General features: G+C 43.4%; 17 protein-coding genes. 13 read left to right on the plus strand and 4 right to left on the minus strand.

The genetic code is table 11. The features are described from left to right. Positions 1–132: 132 nt before the first annotated feature. On the plus strand, positions 133–1,380 hold the full coding sequence (locus tag ACHUFW_RS14855) for a diguanylate cyclase (protein ID WP_394204118.1): 1,248 nt from the start codon (positions 133–135) through the stop codon (positions 1,378–1,380). Between the two features lie 70 nt (positions 1,381–1,450). Here the strand turns inward: ACHUFW_RS14855 and ACHUFW_RS14860 are convergent, their stop codons facing one another. Both ACHUFW_RS14860 and cysZ read right to left on the minus strand, forming a co-directional pair. Beyond that, positions 1,451–3,805 (minus strand): carbohydrate binding family 9 domain-containing protein, encoded by a 2,355-nt coding sequence (locus tag ACHUFW_RS14860; protein ID WP_394204119.1) that lies wholly within the window; start codon positions 3,803–3,805, stop codon positions 1,451–1,453. A 200-nt stretch (positions 3,806–4,005) separates the two neighbouring features. After that, entirely contained in the window at positions 4,006–4,776 is a 771-nt protein-coding gene (gene cysZ, locus ACHUFW_RS14865) for a sulfate transporter CysZ (protein ID WP_394204120.1), read from the minus strand. A gap of 201 nt (positions 4,777–4,977) precedes the next feature. Here cysZ and ACHUFW_RS14870 point away from each other — a divergent pair, with 201 nt between their 5' ends. The 11 genes from ACHUFW_RS14870 to ACHUFW_RS14920 all read left to right on the plus strand — a co-directional run bounded on the left by ACHUFW_RS14870 (position 4,978) and on the right by ACHUFW_RS14920 (position 20,838). Then, positions 4,978–8,382, plus strand: a complete 3,405-nt coding sequence (locus ACHUFW_RS14870) for a chromosome segregation protein SMC (RefSeq protein ID WP_394204121.1) — start codon at positions 4,978–4,980, stop codon at positions 8,380–8,382. Between the two features lie 24 nt (positions 8,383–8,406). Then, positions 8,407–9,354 (plus strand): cell division protein ZipA, encoded by a 948-nt coding sequence (gene zipA, locus ACHUFW_RS14875; RefSeq protein ID WP_394204122.1) that lies wholly within the window; start codon positions 8,407–8,409, stop codon positions 9,352–9,354. Between the two features lie 63 nt (positions 9,355–9,417). After that, entirely contained in the window at positions 9,418–11,427 is a 2,010-nt protein-coding gene (ligA, locus tag ACHUFW_RS14880) for an NAD-dependent DNA ligase LigA (protein ID WP_394204123.1), read from the plus strand. Positions 11,428–11,748: 321 nt separating this feature from the next. Then, a complete protein-coding gene (locus ACHUFW_RS14885; RefSeq protein ID WP_394204124.1) occupies positions 11,749–12,213 on the plus strand; it encodes a DUF2919 domain-containing protein in 465 nt (154 codons plus the stop codon). Between the two features lie 822 nt (positions 12,214–13,035). After that, positions 13,036–14,241: an HD-GYP domain-containing protein gene (locus ACHUFW_RS14890; RefSeq protein WP_394204125.1), complete on the plus strand. Its 1,206-nt coding sequence runs from the start codon at positions 13,036–13,038 to the stop codon at positions 14,239–14,241. 66 nt (positions 14,242–14,307) lie between these two features. Next, entirely contained in the window at positions 14,308–15,147 is an 840-nt protein-coding gene (locus ACHUFW_RS14895) for an SDR family oxidoreductase (protein ID WP_394204126.1), read from the plus strand. 49 nt (positions 15,148–15,196) lie between these two features. After that, a complete protein-coding gene (locus ACHUFW_RS14900; RefSeq protein WP_394204127.1) occupies positions 15,197–15,820 on the plus strand; it encodes a thiol:disulfide interchange protein DsbA/DsbL in 624 nt (207 codons plus the stop codon). Positions 15,821–16,179: 359 nt separating this feature from the next. Then, positions 16,180–16,446 carry a DUF4212 domain-containing protein gene (locus ACHUFW_RS14905; RefSeq protein ID WP_028774333.1) on the plus strand — a complete coding sequence of 89 codons (267 nt, stop codon included), beginning with the start codon at positions 16,180–16,182 and terminating at the stop codon, positions 16,444–16,446. 11 nt (positions 16,447–16,457) lie between these two features. Next, the gene (locus tag ACHUFW_RS14910) at positions 16,458–18,176 is read left to right on the plus strand and encodes a sodium:solute symporter family protein (protein ID WP_394204128.1); all 1,719 of its coding nucleotides are present in this window, start codon (positions 16,458–16,460) and stop codon (positions 18,174–18,176) included. 139 nt (positions 18,177–18,315) lie between these two features. Further along, on the plus strand, positions 18,316–20,163 hold the full coding sequence (locus ACHUFW_RS14915; protein ID WP_394204129.1) for a DUF294 nucleotidyltransferase-like domain-containing protein: 1,848 nt from the start codon (positions 18,316–18,318) through the stop codon (positions 20,161–20,163). Next, positions 20,164–20,838, plus strand: a complete 675-nt coding sequence (locus ACHUFW_RS14920) for an exonuclease domain-containing protein (protein ID WP_394204130.1) — start codon at positions 20,164–20,166, stop codon at positions 20,836–20,838. It abuts the gene before it with no gap. An 18-nt stretch (positions 20,839–20,856) separates the two neighbouring features. On the opposite strand, the gene ACHUFW_RS14925 is transcribed toward ACHUFW_RS14920, so the two are convergent. Continuing rightward, positions 20,857–22,593, minus strand: coding sequence for an ATP-binding protein (locus tag ACHUFW_RS14925; RefSeq protein ID WP_394204131.1), 1,737 nt, complete (start codon positions 22,591–22,593; stop codon positions 20,857–20,859). Positions 22,594–22,619: 26 nt separating this feature from the next. After that, positions 22,620–23,153, minus strand: a complete 534-nt coding sequence (locus ACHUFW_RS14930) for a heme NO-binding domain-containing protein (RefSeq protein WP_394204132.1) — start codon at positions 23,151–23,153, stop codon at positions 22,620–22,622. A gap of 219 nt (positions 23,154–23,372) precedes the next feature. Here ACHUFW_RS14930 and ACHUFW_RS14935 point away from each other — a divergent pair, with 219 nt between their 5' ends. Continuing rightward, on the plus strand, positions 23,373–23,951 hold the full coding sequence (locus ACHUFW_RS14935) for a C40 family peptidase (protein WP_394204133.1): 579 nt from the start codon (positions 23,373–23,375) through the stop codon (positions 23,949–23,951). Positions 23,952–24,147 lie beyond the last annotated feature (196 nt).

Below are 24,147 nucleotides of genomic sequence, written 5' to 3' on the forward strand. Positions count from 1 at the left end.
CGCGATGTTATTCGCACCTAGTGACCAGTTGGTTTGTCGATAAACCGTTTGGGGTTAATTGCATCAGGGCGAGGTAAGCCTTTCAATCCTCAGGATGTGATCCGTTGGTCTGTGGGGGACTAGGAGATTAATTTGCGAATTTTAGTAGTAGAAGACAGCAAAGTCGTGACAAGAATATTGCAGCATTTGATTACGCAGGAGTTAGATTGCGAAGTTGATTATGCTGAGGATCTTGCCAGCGCTAAAAAATTGCTGCAACAACACAATTATTTTGTGGCTATCACCGATCTTAATTTGCCCGATGCTGCCGAAGGTGAAATTGTTAAACTGGTATTGGCTCGTCAAATTCCGTGCATTGTGTTAACTGGAAGCCTAGATGGCGAGCAGCGAACCCGTCTATTGCAGTTAGGTATTGTCGATTACATTTTAAAAGAGAACCGGTTTAGTTATGAATATGCGGTGGCGCTAGTTAAGCGTCTACAGCGCAATCAGCATGTTAAAGTGCTTGTCGCTGATGACTCAATGGTGAGCCGTAAGTTTGTTCGTAGCCTTTTGGAGCAACACCTTTATCAAGTGATTGAGGCAGACGATGGCAAGTCCGCATGGGAAATATTGCAAGATCAAAGAGATATTCAGCTACTTATTACCGATTATAATATGCCCGGTTTAGATGGGTTTGGTCTGATCTTAAGAGTGAGGGAACAATTTAGTCGCGAAGAGCTTGCGATTATCGGTTTATCCAGTGACGATGACCAGAGCTTGTCAGCACGATTTATTAAAAATGGTGCCAATGATTTTCTGCAAAAACCTTTTGTTCATGAAGAGTTTCATTGCCGCGTATTAAATACGCTCAACTCTTTAGACATGATCCGCAAATTGTGGGAACAAGCGAATTTAGATTATTTAACCTCTACCTATTCTCGACGCTATTTCTTTAACCATTTTGAAGAGCAGTTGCCGCAAATTTTGCAAAAACAGACAGCATTGTCTGTAGGGTTATTAGATATCGATTTTTTCAAACAAGTTAATGATACCTATGGACACGATGTTGGTGATGAAGTGTTGGTGGAGTTTGCTGCAAGACTGCGTCACTTCTTTAGTCAACACTTTGTGGTTGCGCGCTTTGGTGGTGAAGAGTTTACGATTGCGTTTAAAGGGTTAACTGCTGACAAAGCCTTCGTGTTATTAGATAAGTTCCGGGCGCAGTTAGCAGAATTGCCTATTCGTACATCTGCGGGTGAACTAGCGGTTACAGTGAGCATTGGTATTGCCGAACTAGTTGATGAATCGGTTGATGCCTTGCTGCAACGAGCAGATAAAGCCTTGTATGACGCTAAAGAATCCGGACGCAATTTGGTTTGTTTGGCCTCTGAAACTTAAGTTTAATAAGGTGTTCCGTTTTAGGGCACAGGATACAAAAAAGGTGAGCATTATCTGCTCACCTTTTTTATTATAGTAACCAAGCGTAACTGACCTTCATAAAATAAGTCCGCTCATTATGGGTAAGCTTATCGATATCATCATTACTGACGAGGCCGTCAGAATACCCTAAGTAAAACACACTTTGCGGGTTTAACTTGTAACCATATAACACTTCATTACCAAGCTGGCTAAATTTTGCTTTAGGCTGATGGTAGAGGTAAAGAGAAGGGTCGCGCTCTATTTGAGTATAGATGCTTGATACCCGGATAAAGTGGTTAAGGTTTAGATACCAGTTAAGTCTTAAATCGGTGAGGTTAGCGTTAAACAGTTCACCACCGTCGACATTTAAGTTTTGGTAAATGTGTGAGGCGTCAAGACTAATCGCATGGTTAACTTTCCACTCTACCTCTGGGTTTATCATAAACTCTTCCCCTAGGCGGTTATTTGAAAAGTCGATCGCATCGCCATAGTTAATATCAAGTGCCAATTTAAGTGGGCTAATTGGTGTAAAGCTTGAGTATAACCAGGCTAGCTTTTCGGTAAATAAATCGGTATTGCCTTCGATTGCCAATGAGGAGCTATCTATACGCCGTCCGACTCTATCACGATGAACGTATCCCATTGCGGTATAACTTTGTAAGTCGCCTTCCAACTCGAGCTTTATTTCAGACTCGCGTTCAATCATGGCGCCATTTTGATTGTGGCTAATATCCCAGTCACCGCTTAACTCTATTCTGTGCAGTGGCTGCTGCTCCGGATACCAAATATAACCGCCGCCAACAACAAACTTGCTGATATCAACTTTATCAATAAAGCCTAGGTCGGCACGAAAATCTTTACCAGCTGATTGATATTGCGATAACACGAACCAGTTACGGCGTTCGTGGACATACCTAATTTTATAAAAGTCGTCTTGGATTTCATCATCGTGTTGGGTACGTAATACGCGCTCATTGATACCACAATCACTTAAATCACAGCCAATATTGGGTAAACAATCGTCGTTTTCACAAAACTGCTGGTAAAGCTCTTCTGGGTAAAGGGTATTAGAAAACACATACTGTGCGGTTAACGTATCTTGTGGTGTAGGTTGGTACTTTAGATCAGCGCTGGCGACATAGTTATGGTAATTGTCACTTTTCTTTCCGGTAATCAAGCTACCTATGGATAACTCATTGGATATATCTGCTCGATAACGCCCCACTAAATTGATACTTTTATCATTGAGTGTCGCGATATCTGAGCTTAAGTTGCCGGGCACTAAAAAGTTGGTTTCAGTATCATTGGTCAACATTAAACCAAAGGTATGGTTATCAATTTTACTTGTTAGTTTTGCGCCGAAATCTGGCGAAACGATATTGCGGGTATGCAGCAAATTGACTTGAGTATCAAAGTAGTCTTTATTGTCGAGGAAAAAAGCCCGTTTTTCAGGAAAAAACAGCGCAAAGGTACTGTTGATATTGAGCTGGCCTGCATCAGCTTCTACTTGAGAAAAGTCAGGGTTAATGGTTGCACTTAGCAAGGTGCTTGGCGTGATCCCCCAGCGAACATCCAGTCCAGCTTCAATATTGTCTTCATCTTGCCAAGGCTGGGTTGGATTGAGTTCGCGCTCACTTTGTCGGTTAGCCACGATAGAGGGGGTTAATTGCAGAACGTTGCCGGTTTGTGCACCGCTAAGGCCACTGGCGACACCTAATTGGCATAATTGACAGTTGTTGTCTCTATCGATTTTGTGAGTCGACAACCTATGGCTTTGGCTACGGGGATAAAAGCGAATAAATTCGATTCCCCATTGTTGAATGTCCAGTTTGTTATCGAAATTAAATAACCTAAGAGGCAGTGCAACTTCTACTTGATAACCATGCTCTGTTTGTTTTGCAGCGCTGTACCAGATGCCATCCCAAGCATCGCTTTCATCCCCGGTTAATTCATTTTCAATTGAATCCATTTGTACGCCAAATGGATTGATAAAAAACTGATAGGCAAGTCGTGCGTCGTTGAAAGTGTCGAGTTTGATACCAACAAGATCATCTCCCCAAGTATCGTCTCGATCACTATAGTTGCTGCGTATGATGTTGGGGTTGAGTTTTGCCTCAGGGTCATCGGCGATAAACGCGACGTACAAGGTAGAGTTGGTAGCATAAATCAATGCTTCGGTGTCCACTGGTGCTTTGATATTTTCGCCTGGACTAGTTTCATACTTCAGTTTGGCTTTGCTAGCTTGCTGCCAAACCGGATCGCTAAGGTCACCATCAATGGTTGCTTCAGTGGTGAGTGTTGGAATTTCTATGGTAAATTGTTCATGGTTGCCAGCAATAGCAAACGTGGTTAAACAAGATGCAAAAATGCCAGCCAAAATACGGCAGCTAAAAGATGTTGTCATGTGAGATATTTGCTAACCAATTGGGGGTTAATCGTTATTGTTTGGTGTTATTTTGCCAGCAAACAAACTAATCGCTTAGCGGATATTTGTTACAATTGGTGTCTAGATGTAAGCGCTGATTAAAATAGGTTTGGGTGGATTAGGTTTAGTTTAATCGAGATAATCATGGCGGGCAGTGTGGTTGCCCGCCATTGAGGGCGTTATTCTGGGGCGATGGTATCGTTCTTATAAGCACCACGATACTTGTCGACCCACATTGCTGTGGCACCACAAATTGCCACGGGCATCACGATGAAGTTAACAATTGGAATCATCGAAAATAGCGTGACGGCTGCACCGAAACTAAAGCTACTGCCTTTAGTCTGATTTAGCGCAAATTTCATATCATTAAATGGGACTTTATGGTTATCGAATGGGTAGTCGCAATACTGGATGGCCATCATCCAAGCACTAAATAAAAACCATAATACGGGGGCAACGGTTTGCCCAAGAAAAGGCACCCAGAACAAGATCAAAAACACGATTGCCCGGGGAAGATAATATTTTAGTTTGGTCCATTCTCTTGCCAGAATCCGAGGCAAATCCTTGATGAGGTCAACCGTGCCTCCGGTATTGAGATCTTTACCTGTGAGATGCTGCTCTACCTTTTCGGCCAATAGCCCATTGAAAGGGGCGGCCAGCCAGTTCATTACCGAACTAAATATAAAGGATAAAACCACTAATAGGGTGAGCACTGCCAGCGGCCAAAGTAAAAAGTTGAGCCAACTTAAATACTCTGGAAGTTGCGCAGATATCCAAGTAAATGCACGCTCAAGCTCACCAATTGCAAAGTAGATCACTGAGGCAAATAACAACAGGTTGATGGTGAGCGGAATAAACACAAAACGTCGAAGCCCAGGGCGTTTAATGAGTCCAAATCCGTCGAGGAAATAGTTCACACCGCTTTTAGGCTTAGTCACTGATTGATTCATAAATAAGCATCTAGTTAATATGACATTAGATAATCATCGATTGTGCGGTAGCATTGCAGTAAAAACAAGCATTAGCAGCGGATTGAGATAATAAAATCGTTACAAAATGCGGCGCGCTTTGCTAAAGTGGTCAGACTTACTTCTTACCGGTTTGCTGCCTAGCAGCATATCGATTAAACGTTAAACGACTTTACTCTATAAATGAGACTAACACAGATAAAACTTGCTGGATTTAAGTCGTTTGTCGATGTTACTAAAATCCCATTCAATCAGCCGCTCAGTGCCATCGTTGGCCCCAATGGTTGCGGCAAATCTAATGTTATTGATGCCGTACGTTGGGTGTTGGGTGAAAGCTCAGCTAAACATCTGCGCGGCGACTCCATGGCCGATGTTATTTTTAATGGCTCTAACGCAAGAAGGCCGGTGTCGGTTGCTAGCGTCGAGTTGCTATTTGATAATCAGCAAGGGCGACTCGCTGGCCAATATGCAAGTTATCAAGAGATCGCCGTTAAAAGACAAGTGAGTCGTGATGGTGATTCTAGTTATTTTTTGAATGGCCAAAAATGTCGCCGTAAAGATGTCACTGACTTGTTTATGGGGACGGGGTTAGGCCCGAGAAGCTATGCCATTATCGAGCAGGGCACAATTTCACGTTTAATTGAATCGAAACCCCATGAGTTGCGGGTGTTTATTGAAGAGGCTGCGGGGATTTCACGGTATAAAGAGCGGCGCCGTGAAACAGAAAACCGCATTCGCCATACTCGAGAAAATTTAGAACGTTTGGGCGATATTCGCCAAGAATTGCAACGTCAGCTAGAAAAGCTAGATGAGCAAGCTCAGGATGCTAAAAAGTATCGCCAGCTCAAACAAACTGAACGTAGAATTGATGCTGAATTAACCGTAAGCCGATTTCTAGAGTTTACTGGGCAAACAAACACCATTAATCAGCAGTTAGATGAACATCAGCTGAGCTTGAGTGAGCTAAATGCCCAGAAGCAAACGATTGAATTACAACAGACGCAAATTAAACTGAGCATTGACGATTTAGATAAGCGTGAACATCAATTAGTCGAGCAGTATTATCAAAGCTCCACAGACATTGCCAAGCTTGAGCAAACGATAAAGCATACCTCCCAGCAAGATGCACACCTAGCCGAACAAATTGCGGAAATTCAGCAGCAGCAAATAGATGTGCGTCAGCAACTAGAACAACACCAAGACGCTCAAACCTCTCAGCAACATCAATTGCAACAGGCTCTGTCGCAAGAAACCGAGTTACAACAACAAACAGACGAATTACAAGAGCAGATTTATGAGGCGGAGTCTAATTACGAGTCTGCTAGAGAAGCCCTTCAGCAACAACAGTTAATCAGTAAAGAAAAGCAACAGGCCATCAGTGTCGCGCAGCGCGATGAGTTGCACTCGGATAAGCAACTTGCGGAGTTACAGAAAAACATCGAGCTAAATCAGCAGCAGCTACAACAGTTAAATCCGCAGGTGCATCATCAAAATCTCGGCAAATACCAAGCATTGCTCGTTGAAGAGTCGGGAGCACAAGAGCAGGCGCAAGCTGCGGTTAAATCCAGCACCGAACAATTGGCGTCAACCGAGCAACAAAGTGCCCAGCTCAAACAAAAAGAAGAAGCACTGGCGCAGTCTTTGGCGGAAGAGCGTGGACGAGCAACGGCTGTGACGCAATTACTGCCTGATCCTGAAAGTAGTACAGAGCAGGCTTTATGGCAGTGTATTGAAGTTAAACCTGGCTGGGAACGCGCGGTTGATCTGCTTTTAGAGTCAGTACTGACGCAGCAGGTGGATGTAGCGCCTTCGGAGGTTGGATTTCAATTGGCTAAAGATGAGCACTGGCCAGGCGTTAGTGCCAATACTAATTTAACTCCGTGGTTAAACGATGTGCTTTGGGTTGATTCTTTATCAGAAGCTAAGCAGCTGTTGCCTCAAGTGCAACAGCACCAACGTATTGTTAGTGCTGATGGCTATTTAATTGGCCACGGTTTTGTTTTGCAAAAGTCCAAAAACACCTTGTCTTTGGTGCAGTTACGCAGTGAACTCGATGCGCTGAACCAAAGTATTGCTGATAGCGAGTTAGCCCTAGCGTCGGTGCGTAGCCAGTACTCGAAGCAACTTGCTTTGCAATTGTCACTCAAGCAGACACAAGAGCAAGCGATTAAATCCTATCAGCAACATCAACTGACATTGACGCAACTGCATGCAGATATTGAAGCTGAAAAAGCGAGTTTAGCTGTGATAGAGCGGCAAACTAAGCAACTTCAAACCCAATTGCAAAGCTGGCAGCAACAGTGCATTGAGCAACGCGAAGAGAAACAACAACATCAACAGGAAATCGAGCAATTCACTCAGCAGCAAAGAGACGTTCAGTATCATGTCGAGCAATTAACGCAACAGCAGCAGTTGTGTGATGAGCAGCGCAAGGCGCTTGCATTATCTGCTCAGCAGCTTGCCAAGCAAAGCCGTGAACAGCAAAAGCACAGTCAAAGTGTTCAATCGCAGTTGTCACTCAACGAGCAGCAGGTACAGCAGTATCACAAGCAGTTGAGTGAGTTGCAACGGCGCCTGAACAAGTTGAATCAACAATTGACAGAAAATGTTGATGAAACTGATGCTTTGCAGCTGATGCAGACCAAGCTAGCGGGTTTGCTCACGCGTCAAGCAGAGCAGCAAGCTGAATTGAGTCAACTTCGCGAGACGTTAGCTGGTTTGCAGCAGCAGTTTGAACAATTAGGATCAGAGCAAAAACAACGGCTTGGTAAGATTGAGCACTTGACTCAAGCGATCAGCACGTTAAAGTTACGACGAGAAGGAATAAAAGGCCAACTTGATTCGCAGCAGTTAATGATTGATGAGCAACAGATTGATTTAGCTGCGATCACGGCAGAGCTCGATAGCGCAAAGTCGATTGCTTGGCGCCAGAAAGAGCTGGCGAGGGTGAAAGCACAAATTGAGCATCTTGGTGCGATAAACCTAGCCGCTATTGAAGAGTTTGAACAGCAAAGTGAACGTAAACACTATTTAGATAGTCAGGACAGTGATTTAAATAGTGCGCTATCTCGGTTAGAAGAGGCGATTAGAAAGATAGATAAAGAGACCAAGTCTCGGTTTAAAGATACCTATGATAAGGTCAATCGTGATTTAGGGGTACTTTTCCCTAAGGTTTTCGGTGGTGGCAGTGCCCATTTAGCACTTACTGATGATACCGATTTGCTGGAAACTGGCGTCACGATTATGGCAAGGCCACCGGGGAAAAAGAATAGTACAATTCACTTGCTTTCGGGTGGAGAAAAAGCGCTAACCGCATTATCATTGGTATTTGCGATTTTTAGGCTAAATCCAGCACCATTTTGTATGTTGGATGAAGTAGATGCACCGCTTGATGATGCCAATGTAGACCGTTTTTGCCGATTGGTGAAAGAGATGTCAGATAGCGTGCAATTTGTTTATATAAGTCACAATAAGATCACCATGGAATTGGCTGATCAATTAATTGGTGTCACTATGCATGAAGCTGGCGTTTCACGTATAGTCGCCGTTGATATTGATGAAGCGGTGGCGATGGCTGACGCAGTATAATTATTAGGAAACACAGGGTAATCAATGGAAAATTTGCAACTGGTATTGTTTGTTTTAGGAGCGGTAGCCATTATCGCGGTACTTGTGCATGGTTTTTGGTCCATTAGAAAACAACAACCAAAGTCATTAAAAGAAAACCCTATGTCGGGTTTATATACCGATAAACCTAAAGATGCCGATGGATTTGATGCTGATGGAATTGGCGAAGTTCGGGTAAAGAAAGTCGCGTCACCTGCTGAAGCGCCTGAGTCAGATAACGTTGAACAAACCACAACGAAATCAACTCCATCTGTCGATATCAGTCAGCCACAAGAACCTGTAATGAGTACAATTGATGAAGTTGAAGACTATGAAGTAGACTTTTCTTTATCAAACCAACCTGCTGAAAAAGCACCTAGGGCTAAACAAGAGCCGACTGTTAGTCCGACACAGGAGCCAAAAGTTGAAAATGTGCAAATGGACTTGGGGTTAGGGCAAGAGTCTGATCAGCCCAACCTATTTGAACAAGCGCCAGTCGCTGAACCTGCACCTCAAGAGGTGAAACAAGAAGAGCCGTTGGCTGATCCTGAAGATGTGTTGGTGCTTCATGTTGTAGCTGCAGAGGGAGAGTTAAATGGTGCCGAGTTATTACCTAGCTTGCTAGCCTTGAATTTTAAGTTTGGTGACATGAACATATTCCATCGTCACGAAGACAATGCAGGCACAGGAAAGGTACTGTTCTCACTTGCTAATATGGTGAAACCAGGGGTGTTTAACCCTGATGATATGGAGCAATTTACCACCCATGGAGTGGTGTTATTTATGACTTTGCCATGCCATGGTGAGCCATTGATGAATTTTTCAATTATGCTTAATTCAGCGCATCAGTTAGCTGATGATTTAGGCGGTAAATTACTCGATGGAAGTCGAGAAGAGTGGAGCGAGGCAACCAAACAAGATTACTTACAACGTATTCGCCAACATATTGCCTAACAACTTCAAACCGATTTATAGAGGCCGCATAAGCGGCCTCTTTTGCTTAATGTGGATATAACAATGCAAGAAATAATACAGCGTATAAGCGAATTGACCGATGAAATTAACATTCACAACTATCGGTATTATGTTGACGATGCTCCATCGATACCCGATGCGGAATATGATCGGCTACTAAGAGAGTTACAAGCGCTAGAACAACAACATCCACAGTACGTGCAACCTAGCTCGCCAACTCAACGTGTTGGTGGTGTTGCTTTAGAAAAGTTTGACCAAATAACCCATCTTAAACCCATGTTAAGCTTGGATAATGTGTTTGACGAGCAGGAATTCAGTGCGTTTCATAAGCGCATTGAGGATCGCGTAGGCAGCAATATTCGTTTTTGCTGTGAGCCTAAGCTTGATGGATTAGCCGTGAGCTTGTTGTACCGAAATGGCGTATTTGAACGTGCTGCAACGCGAGGGGATGGCCAAGTAGGTGAAGATATAACCGAGAACGTTCGTACCATTCGCTCTATTCCATTAACATTACGTGGCGAAGATTTTCCGCCTTTATTAGAAGTGCGTGGTGAAGTTTTCATGCCCAAAGCGGCATTTGAAGCATTAAATGAACGGGCTATCGCCAAAGGCGAAAAGGTTTTTGTTAATCCTCGTAATGCTGCGGCCGGTAGCTTGCGTCAGCTGGACAGTAAAATTACCGCAAGTCGAGCTTTGGCGTTTTATGCCTATGCTTTGGGCGTGGTTGAGCCGGAAACTTGGTCACTATCTCAGCAACACTACGGCCAGCTAATGCAACTTAAGTCATGGGGTTTCCCAGTAAGCAGCGAGGTAAAGGTATGTGAAGATACGTCAGCAGTATTGGCTTATTACCAAGACATATTAGCGCGTAGAGACTCGTTGTCTTATGAAATTGATGGTGTTGTGTTGAAAGTCGATGATATCGAGCAACAAAACACCTTAGGGTTTGTCGCTAAAGCGCCTCGTTGGGCTACAGCATATAAGTTCCCCGCGCAAGAAGAGATCACTAGTTTGGATGGTGTCGACTTTCAAGTTGGCCGTACAGGTGCCATTACCCCCGTAGCCAGACTTAAGCCTGTGTTTGTAGGCGGAGTGACAGTATCGAATGCAACCTTGCATAATGCTGATGAAATAGCGCGTCTTGGAGTGATGGTTGGTGACAGTGTGATCATCCGCCGAGCGGGTGATGTGATCCCGCAGATTGTGGCAATCGTAAAAGATAAGCGACCTGATGATGCCGCGCCGATTGTGTTTCCAAGTGAATGTCCTGTTTGCCAAAGTATGGTTGAACGGATTGAAGGTGAGGCTGTTGCTCGTTGTACCGGTGGACTTTATTGTGAAGCTCAGCGTAAAGAGGCCATCAAGCACTTTGCATCACGAAAAGCACTAAATATCGATGGTATGGGTGATAAAGTCGTTGAGCAACTCATTGATAAAGAGCTCGTTGCTAGTCCTGCGGATCTATTTAAACTCACCGCATCAGCCATGACGATGTTAGACCGTATGGGGTTGAAGTCGGCAACTAAGTTGGTCAATGCCATTGACCATGCAAAATTGACCACTTTGGCCCGCTTTATTTATGCTTTAGGTATACGTGAAGTCGGCGAAGCAACCGCAGCAAATCTAGCTAACCACTTTAAGACGATTGACGCGATAAAAGCAGCTGATGAAGATGCATTTATTCAAGTTGATGATGTCGGGGTGATTGTTGCCAAGCATTTGGTGCATTTTTGGGCGCAACCTCACAACCTTGAAGTCGTTGATAGGCTGCTAGAGGCGGGGATTAATTGGCCGGAAATTGAGCAGGTTAGCGAAGATGAGTTGTCTTTAAAAGGACAAACTTGGGTATTAACAGGGACATTAACTCAACTTAATCGCAGTGATGCCAAAGCGCAGCTGCAAGCGCTTGGTGCCAAAGTGGCTGGTAGTGTATCGAAAAATACTGACTGCTTAGTGGCAGGTGAGGCGGCAGGCTCTAAGTTAACCAAAGCCCAAGACTTAGGGGTTAAAGTGATTGACGAAGCGCAGTTGCTTGATTTGCTTGGGCGTTAATTCGTGCCAACTTCTTATGCAAAACACCAGCTTAGTGCTGGTGTTTTGCTTTTGGGCATATAAGTCCGCAGCATTGATGCTAGCCAAACTTTTCTGATACTGCTTATAGTGCGTTCATGTGGAATTAAAGGCTTATGAAGCAGAGTGATGTCATATCAATATCTTCGCTTTGCCTAAATAGCCAACAAGCCACGGTGAAAATCGCCTCAAAAGCTTTATACCTGCGCCTGATTGTGTTGCTCGATAAGCGTTAATTTAATGCCGCGGTGTTGTATTTGCACGATTCACCTCCATATAACAATCAACAGGAGGAGTTTTATCGTGAATTTTGGACACATCACCTGGCTTGATGACAATGGTTATATTAAGCCGCCCCCTATGTTGTATCTTATTCTGGTTTTTATTGCGCGTGGCTGGTGTGTATTTGCGGCGTCTTTAACCCAAGCAAGTGATAGAGCTGCCCTAGTTGCCTTGTTTTATCCCCATAAGTCAGACTTTCTAATGGCGCTGGCAGCAGGTTTTGGTGCGCTACTTGTTTATGGGGTGATTATTGCTGAACGCAAGCGGAAGCTAACTTGGCTTATTCCGGTGTTTTCGCGCTTAAAGTGGTTACTGTTGCTGCTATTAGCGATAGATGGTGGCTTGCTGTTACAACGACTGATGCATAATCAATTTTTGTTTACTTGGAGCTTTGGTCTCGATGCATTGTTCTTGTTTTGGAGTCTGTTGTATTTATGGCAATCAAAACGGTTGCATCATTATTTACGTGATTGGAAAGTAGAATAAAAAAAGCGCTACTTACTTGAAGTAGCGCCAACGAACTTAAATGAAGCACGGTGCGTCATTTTATGTTCCAGGAATGTTAACAAAAAAGCCTTACTAAAACGGTTGCATAAAAAATTGCAGCGCCTTAGCAGTAAGGACAATTGACAGCAACACTCTTTAAAGTCTCATAGTCGGGGTCGCCTATGTGTCTCTAAAGAACAATAGCAATAATAGCATAATGAATATTGTATACAATGTGTATTATCAGAATAGAGAGTTTTCATATCAGGCTAATCTAAACTATCTTTTATGCTCAGTAAAACACGGCTGTTGAGTGGGGGCTGAGGGTTCGTTTATCTTTAAAGCTTATTTATTGTTCTATATCAAACCACTGATAAGAGTGATAAAGAGCAGCGTTTATTAACCGTTTCTGCGGTATTGGCACTGATTGAGCTACATCGATACATGATTGACTCCGCTTTGTATAAGTGCTCAGCAACTTGCTGCAAAAACGCCCATGAAAGATCAACAGACCTTAGTTAACTCACTCGCCAAGGTTAATGATGATGTTTTAAGTCTATCGTCGGCTTTGACTTTAATTTCGACTATGGATCTTGTTTTGGCTTTTTTATTAAATGACGTCAATTGTGCTGAAGTCACTGCCGACTGGATCACGAATCACTATCATGGTTAGGTTATTGTCACTTGTCATTTTTATGACTCATGACGTAATATTTCAACTATCAGCTATAGTTATCTTATTAAGATAAATCACATTTAACTTTTTTATTGTTATTGGGCTGTCGGTATCAAATGATGACCGATAATTGAATGGAGTTTCAGGTGTCCAAAGCCGAGCAAATGCAACTACCCGTGTCTGAACTGCAAATAGGTATTACGGTTAAGTTGCCAATGTCATGGAAAAACCATCCTTTTCTCCTCAATCGAGTTGAGATAAAAGATGCCACTCAAATAGAGTTAATTAAAAGTTTAGGCGTACCTTACGTGATTTTGTTGGCAGGTCAGGAGCTGATTGAGCAGCAGCGTGAGCAGCAAGTAGAGACCGTAGAGGCTAAAACTGAAGAGGAGCCGCAGGTCGACCCCAAAGCGGTAGTGCGTAAATCACTGCGTCTCAGCCAGCAACGATTTATTGATTGTGTCAATGATAGTCGCTCATCATTTAGCAAGGTGGCTAGTGACCCAGAAGGAGCTTACCGCACTGCAGCGGCGGTTGTTGAACAGATGCTTGAGCATATGTTTGAAGTGGATAAACCGTTTCTTGCCCTAGTCAGTGCTGGGGAGAGTGATGCGAGTGTGACTCAGCATGGTATTTCGGTGGCAGTATTGTCACTGATGATTGCCAAGGCGCTAGATATGCCAAAATCGATAATGCGTGATATCACGCTTGGTTGCCTATTTCATGATATTGGCAAGTTGAAAGTACCGGATGTGATTCGTCGCAAAAAGACCGGGCTGACTCCCCAAGAAGCCAATTTTATGAAAATGCATCCTAATTTTGGTTATGACATGTTAAATAAGTCAGGGTTATATCCAAAGCAGATGCTAGATATTGTGTTACATCATCATGAGTTTATTGATGGCTCAGGTTATCCCGATGGTTTAACAGAGGCGAAAATTTCAACATCAACCCAAATTGTTAGCTTGGCCAATGACTTTGATAAGCAGTTGTGGTCTGGTGAAATCAGTTCGCCGCAAATTGCATTGGGCTATCTATTTAAGAATCGAGCTGGCAAACATACAGAAAAACTGATTGAGGTGCTGGTGAAAATCCTTGGGATTTATCCGCCTGGGACCTTAGTTGAGTTATCAAATGGTTGCGTCGGCAAGGTGATGATGACTGGCAAAGAAGTCAGGCAGCCTCAAGTATGGGCATGTGAAGCCGATGGTAGTGAAGCATCATTGCGATTTTTGTCGCAAGAGGGCGTTACGGTAACGCGGGTGGTGAAGCTTGAAGAGCTTACCGAAGGCGCGCTTAAAGTATTGCAAGCCGATACTGGTATCTGCTTTTATTTTAGTAGCATGGAATAATTCCATGAAATCTTTGTCATGATGGCGTATCTTTGACGACTCGTTTTTAATGAAGATGCTATTGTTATGATCACTTCTGTTGCGATAGTGGGCTGCGGTTGGTATGGAACACCGCTAGCTCAGTTTCTGCTAAAAAATAACCTGCAAGTTTTTGGCTCAAAAAGAGATATTGAAGGCGTTAATTCTTTGAATGAAAAAGGGATTAATGGTTTTCTATTGGATTTAGACAGCGTCTTAGAAGACGCTAATGCTGACAGTGTTGCCCCTCAAGCCCGAGCAGCTATTCAACAAGATGCCTTAGTCGTGAATATTCCCCCTGGTCTGCGCAGTGGTAAAAGTAATTACCTTGAGCGCTTACAAAGGTTAAAAACATTGATTGGCGATCACCAGTATCAGCGAGTTGTGTTTATCAGTACCACTGGGGTGTACCCAGCCACAGGTCAGTGTTGTGTGGAAGATGATGCCATAGCTTTTGATGAGAAAAGCCAAGTTTTATTAGCTGCAGAACAACTGTTTTTGGATTTAGGTGTTTGTACCGTTTTGCGCTTTGCAGGATTAGTTGGCCCCAAGCGTGCGCCAGGGCGTTTTTTTGCGGGTAAGTCTGACATTGTTGGTGGTGTTCTGTCGGTGAACATGACTCATTTAGATGACTGCATTGGCGCCACTTATCACGTGCTCTCAACCCCACGAGCAGGCAACGATATATTTAATGTCTGTGCTGAGGAGCATCCGAGCAAGCAAACATTTTATACCGCAGCTACGCAAAAGCTAACACTTAGCCCGCCGAGTTTTTTACCTTCAACAGAGCGCGATAGTGATAAAACCGTCAACGGTGAGCGCATAGTGACATTGCTTAACTATCAATACCATTATAACGATCCTATGGTGATGCTAGAACATTGCTAGCTGTGATCCCTGATATAAGTTTAAAGCGATTAATTAGGAGTTTAAGTTTATGAAAATGAAGTTGGTTACTGGACACCGCTGGCGCTTTTTTGCACTTGTTCTTGGCCTTTTGGTCAGTACAGTCAGTGCGGCAGATTTTACTGAGGGTAAAGACTATACTCAGGTCGCAGGCATTCCAGAAAGCCAAATGCCAGTGGTTCGGGAGTTCTTTTCATATAATTGCGGACACTGCTACCGTCATGATCCTCATATAGAACAAACAGCTGCGTTATTAGATGATGGGATAACATTCACCAGAACGCCGGTTGGTGCGGGCCGTGATAGTTGGATTTTAAGCCAAAAAGCTTATTACATTGCCAATCAACTGCAAGTTAGTAAGCTAATGCACCCGAAAATTTTTGACCATATTCATCAGCAACAAGGGCCTTTTAGTCGTCAACAACAAGTTATTGACTTATTTGAGGCCAATGGTGTTGATGGCCAAAAAGTTAAAGCGATATTGGACTCTGCAGACTTGCAGTTAGCCGTATCAAATTACGACACCCAAACGCAGTTGTCAGGCATAAGAGGTGTGCCAGCGTTACTGGTTAACGGCAAATATTTGGTGAATAGCATTAATCTTCCCGCTGCTGAGTTGGCTGAGCTGATCACCTACCTTAGTGAATTACAATAATAGGCTATTAGCTTTTTTATCGCTGGCAGAGTCTGTTCTGCCAGCAGCTTAAATTCTGATTTCACCGAGTATTTATTTTGGCTATTCAGCCAGCTTTATTCCTACTTCTCTAACTCAAACTTGCGTTGTATATCTCCATTACTGCCAGATAAAACCTCGACCTTAGTCTAAGCTGCAAGGTTTTACATTTCACTGCGTTGACGTTAACGTTAACCTTTATGTTATTGTTTTTAAATGTCATTTGTTTGTTGTGCTTCAAGGTTTACGCCAGCGTTAGACTAAGGTCTTGATTGTTCTCCCTTGCACGCTTGTTAGATTAACTGTGACTTAAATCAAAAATACAGCACAGGGGAGTCGCTATGAGTTTTGAAAGCAATGAAAAAGCAGAGGGCTACTGGCGGGAGAATTTACGCCTAGTTCTTAGCTTGTTAGCCGTTTGGGCATTCGTGTCATTTGGATGCGGAATTTTATTAGTCGACGTATTAAATGAGATCCACTTTATGGGCTTTAAACTGGGGTTCTGGTTTGCTCAACAGGGCTCTATGTATGTCTTCGTTGCGCTTATCTTCGTCTATGTTGCGAAGGCAAATGCACTCGATAAAAAATATGACGTGCATGAAGATTAAGGAGTCGTGAGATGGATGTTCAAACTTTAACGTATTTAATTGTGGGCATGACGTTTGCCCTATACATCGGGATCGCGATTTGGTCTCGTGCAGGTTCAACTAAAGAGTTTTATGTAGCTGGTGGTGGTGTTCCCCCTGTGATGAATGGCATGGCCACAGCTGCAGACTGGATGTCGGCTGCATCATTTATCTCTTTAGCGGGTATCGTGTCTTTTACCGGTTATGATGGTTCAGTTTACTTGATGGGTTGGACCGGGGGCTATGTTCTGCTAGCGCTTTGTATGGCACCTTATCTTCGTAAATTTGGTAAGTTTACTGTACCGGATTTCATTGGTGATCGTTATTACTCACAAGCTGCTAGAACCGTAGCGGTTGTGTGTGCGATCTTTATCTGCTTTACCTATATTGCGGGCCAAATGCGTGGTGTAGGTGTGGTGTTCTCTCGCTTCCTTGAAGTCGATGTCGAAACCGGTGTTTATATCGGTATGGCTGTAGTGTTTTTCTATGCGGTACTAGGCGGCATGAAAGGCATCACGTATACCCAGGTTGCACAATATTGCGTACTGATTTTTGCCTTTATGGTACCAGCTATTTTCATCTCTGTGATGATGACAGGCCATATCATTCCTCAGATTGGATTTGGTGCTGAATTGATTGATGCTGCGGGTAATGGGACAGGTGTGTACTTGCTCGATAAACTCGATGGGTTATCTGCAGAGCTCGGCTTCTCCCAATATACCGAAGGCTCGAAGAGCATGATTGATGTGTTCTTTATCACTGGTGCTTTGATGTTCGGTACTGCTGGTTTACCTCATGTTATTGTACGATTCTTCACGGTACCTAAAGTAAAAGATGCACGTGTATCTGCGGGTTGGGCGCTAGTATTTATTGCAATCATGTATACCACTATTCCAGCACTAGCGGCATTCTCGCGAGTGAATATGATTGAAACCATTAATGGCCCAGAGTCTAATGGTGTTGCTTATGAAACGGCACCAGACTGGATTAAGAACTGGGAGAAAACAGGCTTAATCACTTGGGATGATAAAAATGGTGATGGCAATATGTATTATGCCAAAGGCCCTGAAAGTGAAATGAAGATTGACCGTGATATCATGGTACTTGCGACGCCTGAGATTGCTAACTTGCCAGCATGGGTGATTGCATTGGTTGCCGCCGGTGGTCTAGCTGCAGCGTTATCTACTTCAGCCGGTCTGCTATTGGTGATATCAACCTCGGTGTCTCATGATCTATTGAAGAAAAACTTGATGCCAGATATATCCGATAAGAAAGAGTTGTTGTTTGCGCGAATCGCGGCAGCGCTCGGTATTGTGATGGCAGGTTACTTTGGTATTAATCCACCTGGGTTTGTTGCCGCGGTTGTTGCGATTGCGTTCGGGTTAGCAGCATCGTCTCTATTCCCAGCCATTGTTATGGGTATTTTCTCTAAAACCATTAACAAAGAAGGTGCTATTGCCGGTATGGTGATTGGTCTGGCATTTACAGCAACTTATATCATTTACTTTAAGTTTGTTAATGTGGCGGACAATACTCCTGAAAATTGGTTCCTAGGTATCTCACCTGAAGGAATTGGTATGCTAGGTATGGTGATTAACTTTGTCGTGGCTTACGTGGTGAGTAAGATGACAGCTGCAGTGCCACAAAATGTAGTTGATATGGTTGAAGGCATTCGTTTCCCTAAAGGGGCTGGCGAAGCGCACGACCACTAAGATGACAAACGAAATGTAAACGAAGGGACGCCAATGGCGTCCCTTTTTATTTGTTGCCATTATCTGGCCTTTGGTCGAATACGAATTGGGGACGAATCTTGTTACCTTTTACCTAGATATCATCAAGTAAGGTGACATTATGGATGCCAGTGAACTGCAACCAATCTCAGATTTTTTATCGGTACTAACTCCATTTGATAAGCTTTCAGAAGCAAGTTTACAACGATGCTGTAAAGCGTTAACCATAGGCTATTACAGTAAGTCGTCAGCCTATGTCCCGCTTGATGAGGATCATCCACAGCTTTATATCGTTCGCACTGGCGCCTTTGAAGTACGTAATCAAGACGGTGAGCTGTTAGACCGCTTAGGTGATGGTGATTACTTTGGCTTTCCGTCTTTGTTATCGGGCGAAAAAATCAGTAATCGAATTCAAATCCTTGAAGATGGTTTGGTGTATCACCTCGACCCGGAAACCTTTAACTTTCTACGCAATGACAGCCGTGAATTTGACCGTTTCTTTAACCGCGCTTTTGCCCAAAGAATGCGTCATCAAGGTCGTTTTAAAGCCAAAGAGATGGCGACGACCAACCGAATCAGTACCTTAATGACTAAGCAACCGTTGACCTTAGATATCAATGCATCGGTTTGTGAAGCGGCAAGGTTAATGCGAGACAGTCGAGTCTCGTCAGTGCTTATCATTGATAATCAGCAACTAAAAGGGATTTTAACCGACAGAGATTTACGCAATCGTGTCATCGCTGAGGGGCACGATGGTAGTTTACCTGTGCATCAAGCCATGACCACGTGCCCAAAAGTGCTAAATTCTCAAGCGCTAGTTTTTGAGGCGATGTTGTTAATGAGTGAGCACAACATTCATCATTTGCCGATTATTGATGATGATATGCCGGTGGGGGTGATTACCAGCACTGATATTTTGCGTGGTCAAAGCACCCAACCATTATTGTTAATTGGCGAGATTGAAAGGCAAAACAACTTAGAAAATCTAATTAATGTCAGTAAACAGATCCCATTGTTACTGCAAAACTTGATTAGTGCCGATGCAAGAGCAGAAGAGATAGGTCGAGTACTCACCTCAGTGACCGATGCGTTAACTCGTCGGCTCATTGTGCTCAATCAACAGCTATTAGGTGAAGCGCCGCTTGCCTTTTGTTGGTTAGCCTTTGGCTCACAAGGACGACAAGATCAAGCAGCTTGCTCTGATCAAGACAATGGATTATTGGTTGCTGGCGAGATGGACGAGCACGCCCAAGGCTATTTTGAGGCACTATCTAAAGCCGTATGTGCTGGGTTAGACCAGTGCGGTTATGTTTATTGTCCTGGGGACATTATGGCGCAAAATCCTAAATGGCGCATGACACTGACCCAGTGGCAGCAAAAATTTGAACATTGGGTCAACCAACCCGAGCCTAAAGCACTCATGCATGCCAGCATCTTTTTTGATATGCGCTGCGTGTACGGCAGTAGTAGTTTATTTGATAGTTTACAAGATCATGTGCTCGCTAATACCAAAGATAATGATATTTTCCTGGCAGGTATGGCAGGTAACTCATTAACGGTTTCACCTCCATTGGGATTTTTCAAAAAGTTTGTTTTGGAGCGCGACGGCAGTGAAGTCAAAGGAATTGATTTAAAGCACAAAGGTAATGCACTGATCAATGATATTGCCAGGGTTTACGCGCTGTTCGCTGGGATTAAAGAGGTCAATACGGCAAAACGTATACGAGAACTGATGCAATTGAACATCATTAATCGTAAAGATGCCCTTAACCTTGCCGATGCCCATGAGTTTATTGCGCACATGCGTTTATCTAATCAAGGCCATCAATACACGCATAATCAACCCGTGAGCAATTATTTGATGCCACAGCAACTTTCCTCATTAGTTCGCCATCAGCTTCGAGATGCGTTCAAAGTGGTACATGATGCGCAAGCGGGTATGAAGCTTAAATTTACTCGGAGTTTTTAATTGAACGCATTATTGTCCAAACTGGGGTTGTTTTGGCGATCGTGGCGGGCTCAACATCCACAGATAAAAGCGTATTATTCTGAGCTTGCGCAATTGTTGCCGTGCAAGGTTATCGACGTGCCATTGATGGCCGTTGATCTAGAAATGACCGGCTTAGATGCTAATTTTGACCAGATCTTAAGTATCGGGCTGGTACCGATAGTGCGTGGTCAGTTGCAATTGGCCAATGCGCAACATCAATTGGTAAGTATTGATGGCAGTGTAGGCCAAAGTGCAGCAATACATGGCATATTAGATAGCCAATTAGATGGTGCGTTATCCCCTGAAAAAGCGATGGCGTGGTTTTTAGAACAGTCCCGCGGCCATCTTTTGGTAGCGCATCATGCTCCCCTTGATATCGCTTTTTTGCAACAAGGTATATTGGGTCTGTTAAAAGAGCCGATAAATTTGTTGGCAATCGATACCATGGCCATAGAAAAACGCCGTTTATTAAGACAGCACGAGGTTTTAAAAGAGGGGGAGTTGCGTCTTGGAGCATGCCGCTCACGCTATAATTTACCAGTATATACTGCCCATAACGCACTGATCGACGCTATTGCATGTGGTGAGTTATTAACGGCGCAAATTGCCGCTATGGGGGAGGCGCATAAAATAACCGTGGCAGAGTTATTTTAAGTTTTTCATTGTCAAAGATTATTGGCTCAATTGCGCGACCCATTTCATTAGCGCTTGCTTTAAATCATCCAGTTTATAAGGCTTATTTACAATGTCATTCATACCGGACGTGAAGCACAAATCGCGCTCGGTTGAGGTGGTTCCAGCTGTAAGCGCAATAATGGGCTTGTTGTAGCCCTGGTTTCTGAGGATCACGGTTGCCTCATAGCCATCGACAATTGGCATCCTACAGTCCATAAAAATAATATCGACTTGGTTGTCCTTTAAGAACTCAATCGCTTCTTGTCCATTACTGGCGAGCTGCGGGGTTATATCGAGCTTAGCCAGCATCAATTTGATCAACATCTGATTGGTATGGCTGTCTTCAACCACAAGTACACTGGTTTGGCTTATATCTATATTTTCGATTGGGGCTTCAACCATTTTAAGGTTGACCTGTGCTCGTGCTAAGGGCAAAGCAATACTGAAGGTGCTTCCGACATTTTCATCGCTATCAATACTAATATGTCCACCCATTTCACTGACGAGCAAACGGCAAATGGTTAAGCCAAGTCCAGTCCCTTCAAATTTGCGGTTACTGCGGTTATTGGCTTGGGTAAAGGGTTCAAAAATGGTATCGATGCTACTTTGAGGAATGCCACAACCGGTATCGGTTATGGTGAAGCAAAACATTTCATTGACCCATTGAACATCGACATTGACTGAGCCTTTTTCAGTGAATTTGATGGCATTGCCAATAAGGTTGACAAATAGTTGCTTAATCCTGTCAGGATCGCCGACAAGGTAGGATGGAATAGATGCTTGATAGTTAAACTTAAAATTGAGCTGCTTTTTTTGAGTTTGTATAGAGAAACTGTCTTTAATCATGTCGCACAATTGGCGGGGTGAAAAACTGGTTTCATTGAGCTGCAACATGCCCGCGTTTATTTTACTGACATCTAATAAATCATTGATGATCACTTTTAGCAGTTCACCCGATTGCATCATCGTATTAAGCAGTGCTTCTTGTTCGTCGGTTAAATGGGTTTTTAGCATCAATTCAGTGGAGCCGACAATGCCGCTCAGCGGTGTTCTTAGTTCATGATTTATCATGGCAACGAAATCACGGGTTGAGCGTTCTGATTGTTCTGCACGTCGTTTCGCCGCTAAAGTGCGGTCGAGCAGGGCTTGCCGTTGGTACGCGGCAAGCAGCATATCACCAAATACTAGCAGTTGCTTTTCAATGGTATGCATCCAATTTTGAGGAACTGAAATGCCAATGCGTAAACACCCTAAAAACTCATTGTTGGCGTTAATATTGATGGTCAGTTGCGAGCCATCTGCACTCCAAGCGAATTTACTGTCTTCAGGTTGAGATTGCCATTCAATGGACTCGCCAGCATGAAAACGCAACAAGCTTTGTGATTGCTGTGCATTTTTGAAAACTAACTCGATGGTACTGAACTGTTCTATGGCGGACAGATCATCAACAAGCAGTTGCAACAGCGAGTTTGACAGCGGCTTTTGTAGAAAATTCTGGTTGAAATCCAATAAGATAGATTCAATATAGCTTTTGAGTTTTATCAATGCAATATCTTGGTCTGACTTTTCTTGAATGCTGGTTAGGCTTTCTTCAACAAGCTGTTTGGCGAGATAAAGTTCACGGCTTTTTTCGTCTAGTAGCTTCTCTGCCGCAACTTTGGCTTGGTGCTCACGATCCGCTTTACGGGTGAGTAACGTCACCATTTGCTGCAGCTTGACCAGTTCATCATTCATATTAGTCATCTTATTTATTGCACTGATTAAATAATGTTAAGTGTAAACCTAACTTCTGTACCGTCATCATCAAGTGGCTGCATATCGATGTCCATTTGCTCATTAAAGTGATCAGCGCAACCTTGCAGTAGGCCAAAGCAAACGTGAGACATGCAGCGCGCTGAATGGTAATCCATAATTAACTGCGCTTTTTTCTCCGATACAAAAGTAAACTTAGGCGGGTTGGCATTTTGATAGAGTTTTTTCACCTCAATGTGAATGTACTCTTCGACACTTTTGACAAATTCAAAAGTCGAATGGGCTTGTCCCTGCAGTCCGGGCATACTTTGATACAGCCGAATAAATATCGATTTACCATAAACGCGCTGTAACTCTTCAGCATCTACCCCAGTGAGCTGGCTCAAGGTGACGATAAGTTTGACTAAATCACGGTGGTCATAGGTGCCGACACTGGTATAGACACCATCACTTTGGTTTTCGTCTAACATTTTTTGGCATATTTCTAAGCCAAAAGTATCTTCGACTAAATTGAGAAATTCAGAAAAAATGATGCCTTTCATATGTCATCCTTGATTAAAAGTTATTATTAAAAACTAGTTTAAACTCAGATGATTATCAACAATAAATGTGACGTTTAGTTAACACGGCAGAATAGCTGCAAAGTAAAACTAAGCCGTTGTGAGCGCTATAGAAGAAGTTTGCTTACATTTTCGGTTTGCTAGTTGATGGTGGATTTCACTATGTTATAGATAACAATCAATCGCAAAATGTAGGTTTTTATGGCATTACCTTTGGTTTGGTTGGGGAGCGCAGTGATTGGTGCGGTTGTGCTCGCTGACCAACGTGAAAAGCGAAAACAGATCGAGTTGGAACGGCGTTTAGGTAGGTCTACATCTGCTAGTAGTGATAATGAAGGTGCTAAGCTCAACCCCAGTTTATGGCAATCTAGCGATGTTAAAGTGCGGCCGATCCCTGGCGCTATTGTTTGCTGTTATGTATACGGCGTGATTGAACATACGGCGATTTGGTTAGATGAGCATACCTTGATTGAGTTGCATGGCAGCGGTTTGATTCGCGCTGTGTCGACGAAACGTTTTTTAGCAGGACGAACAGGCAGTAAAATTTATGTGGCGTGTGATCATCGTCACCAACCCCTGGTTGGCAGTGATGTACTAGTACGGGCTCAGCAAGCGATTTTTCAGTATCGTGATTATGATTTATTAGATAATAACTGCCATCGCTTTGTATGGGCGTGTTTAGCGAATGAAGAACGCGCGATAGCAAGTTTTAACGAGTTTAATCGTCTAATCAAATCTCATTTTACTGAAGAGATATACTGGGATGAAGCGCTTCTGTGACTAGGCAACGAATGAAGGGCATAGTTACCCTAGGTTCAAGTTCGTTTACACAGTATCAGAAGTGCTAAAACTCGCCCTTTGGGCGCTTTTGGGGCTGACTACTTCTTCGTTGAATCACTTCCCAATAGAACCGCTATGACTTAAGTTATTCGTCTCTAACTCGTTTGCCAATAATAGCTCTCAGTAGATCACTTTC

The organism is Shewanella waksmanii (assembly GCF_043643685.1).
GTDB classification, from domain to species: Bacteria; Pseudomonadota; Gammaproteobacteria; order Enterobacterales; family Shewanellaceae; genus Shewanella; species Shewanella waksmanii_A.

What these genes read in the sequence shown, in the direction of transcription:
- ACHUFW_RS14930 (WP_394204132.1), bottom strand. Translation starts at nt 23,153, where the DNA reads ATGAAAGGCATCATTTTTTCTGAATTTCTCAATTTAGTCGAAGATACT.
- ACHUFW_RS14935 (WP_394204133.1), top strand. Translation starts at nt 23,373, where the DNA reads ATGGCATTACCTTTGGTTTGGTTGGGGAGCGCAGTGATTGGTGCGGTT.
- cysZ (WP_394204120.1), bottom strand. Translation starts at nt 4,776, where the DNA reads ATGAATCAATCAGTGACTAAGCCTAAAAGCGGTGTGAACTATTTCCTC.
- ACHUFW_RS14870 (WP_394204121.1), top strand. Translation starts at nt 4,978, where the DNA reads ATGAGACTAACACAGATAAAACTTGCTGGATTTAAGTCGTTTGTCGAT.
- zipA (WP_394204122.1), top strand. Translation starts at nt 8,407, where the DNA reads ATGGAAAATTTGCAACTGGTATTGTTTGTTTTAGGAGCGGTAGCCATT.
- ACHUFW_RS14910 (WP_394204128.1), top strand. Translation starts at nt 16,458, where the DNA reads ATGGATGTTCAAACTTTAACGTATTTAATTGTGGGCATGACGTTTGCC.
- ACHUFW_RS14925 (WP_394204131.1), bottom strand. Translation starts at nt 22,593, where the DNA reads ATGAATGATGAACTGGTCAAGCTGCAGCAAATGGTGACGTTACTCACC.
- ligA (WP_394204123.1), top strand. Translation starts at nt 9,418, where the DNA reads ATGCAAGAAATAATACAGCGTATAAGCGAATTGACCGATGAAATTAAC.
- ACHUFW_RS14900 (WP_394204127.1), top strand. Translation starts at nt 15,197, where the DNA reads ATGAAAATGAAGTTGGTTACTGGACACCGCTGGCGCTTTTTTGCACTT.
- ACHUFW_RS14905 (WP_028774333.1), top strand. Translation starts at nt 16,180, where the DNA reads ATGAGTTTTGAAAGCAATGAAAAAGCAGAGGGCTACTGGCGGGAGAAT.
- ACHUFW_RS14915 (WP_394204129.1), top strand. Translation starts at nt 18,316, where the DNA reads ATGGATGCCAGTGAACTGCAACCAATCTCAGATTTTTTATCGGTACTA.
- ACHUFW_RS14895 (WP_394204126.1), top strand. Translation starts at nt 14,308, where the DNA reads ATGATCACTTCTGTTGCGATAGTGGGCTGCGGTTGGTATGGAACACCG.
- ACHUFW_RS14860 (WP_394204119.1), bottom strand. Translation starts at nt 3,805, where the DNA reads ATGACAACATCTTTTAGCTGCCGTATTTTGGCTGGCATTTTTGCATCT.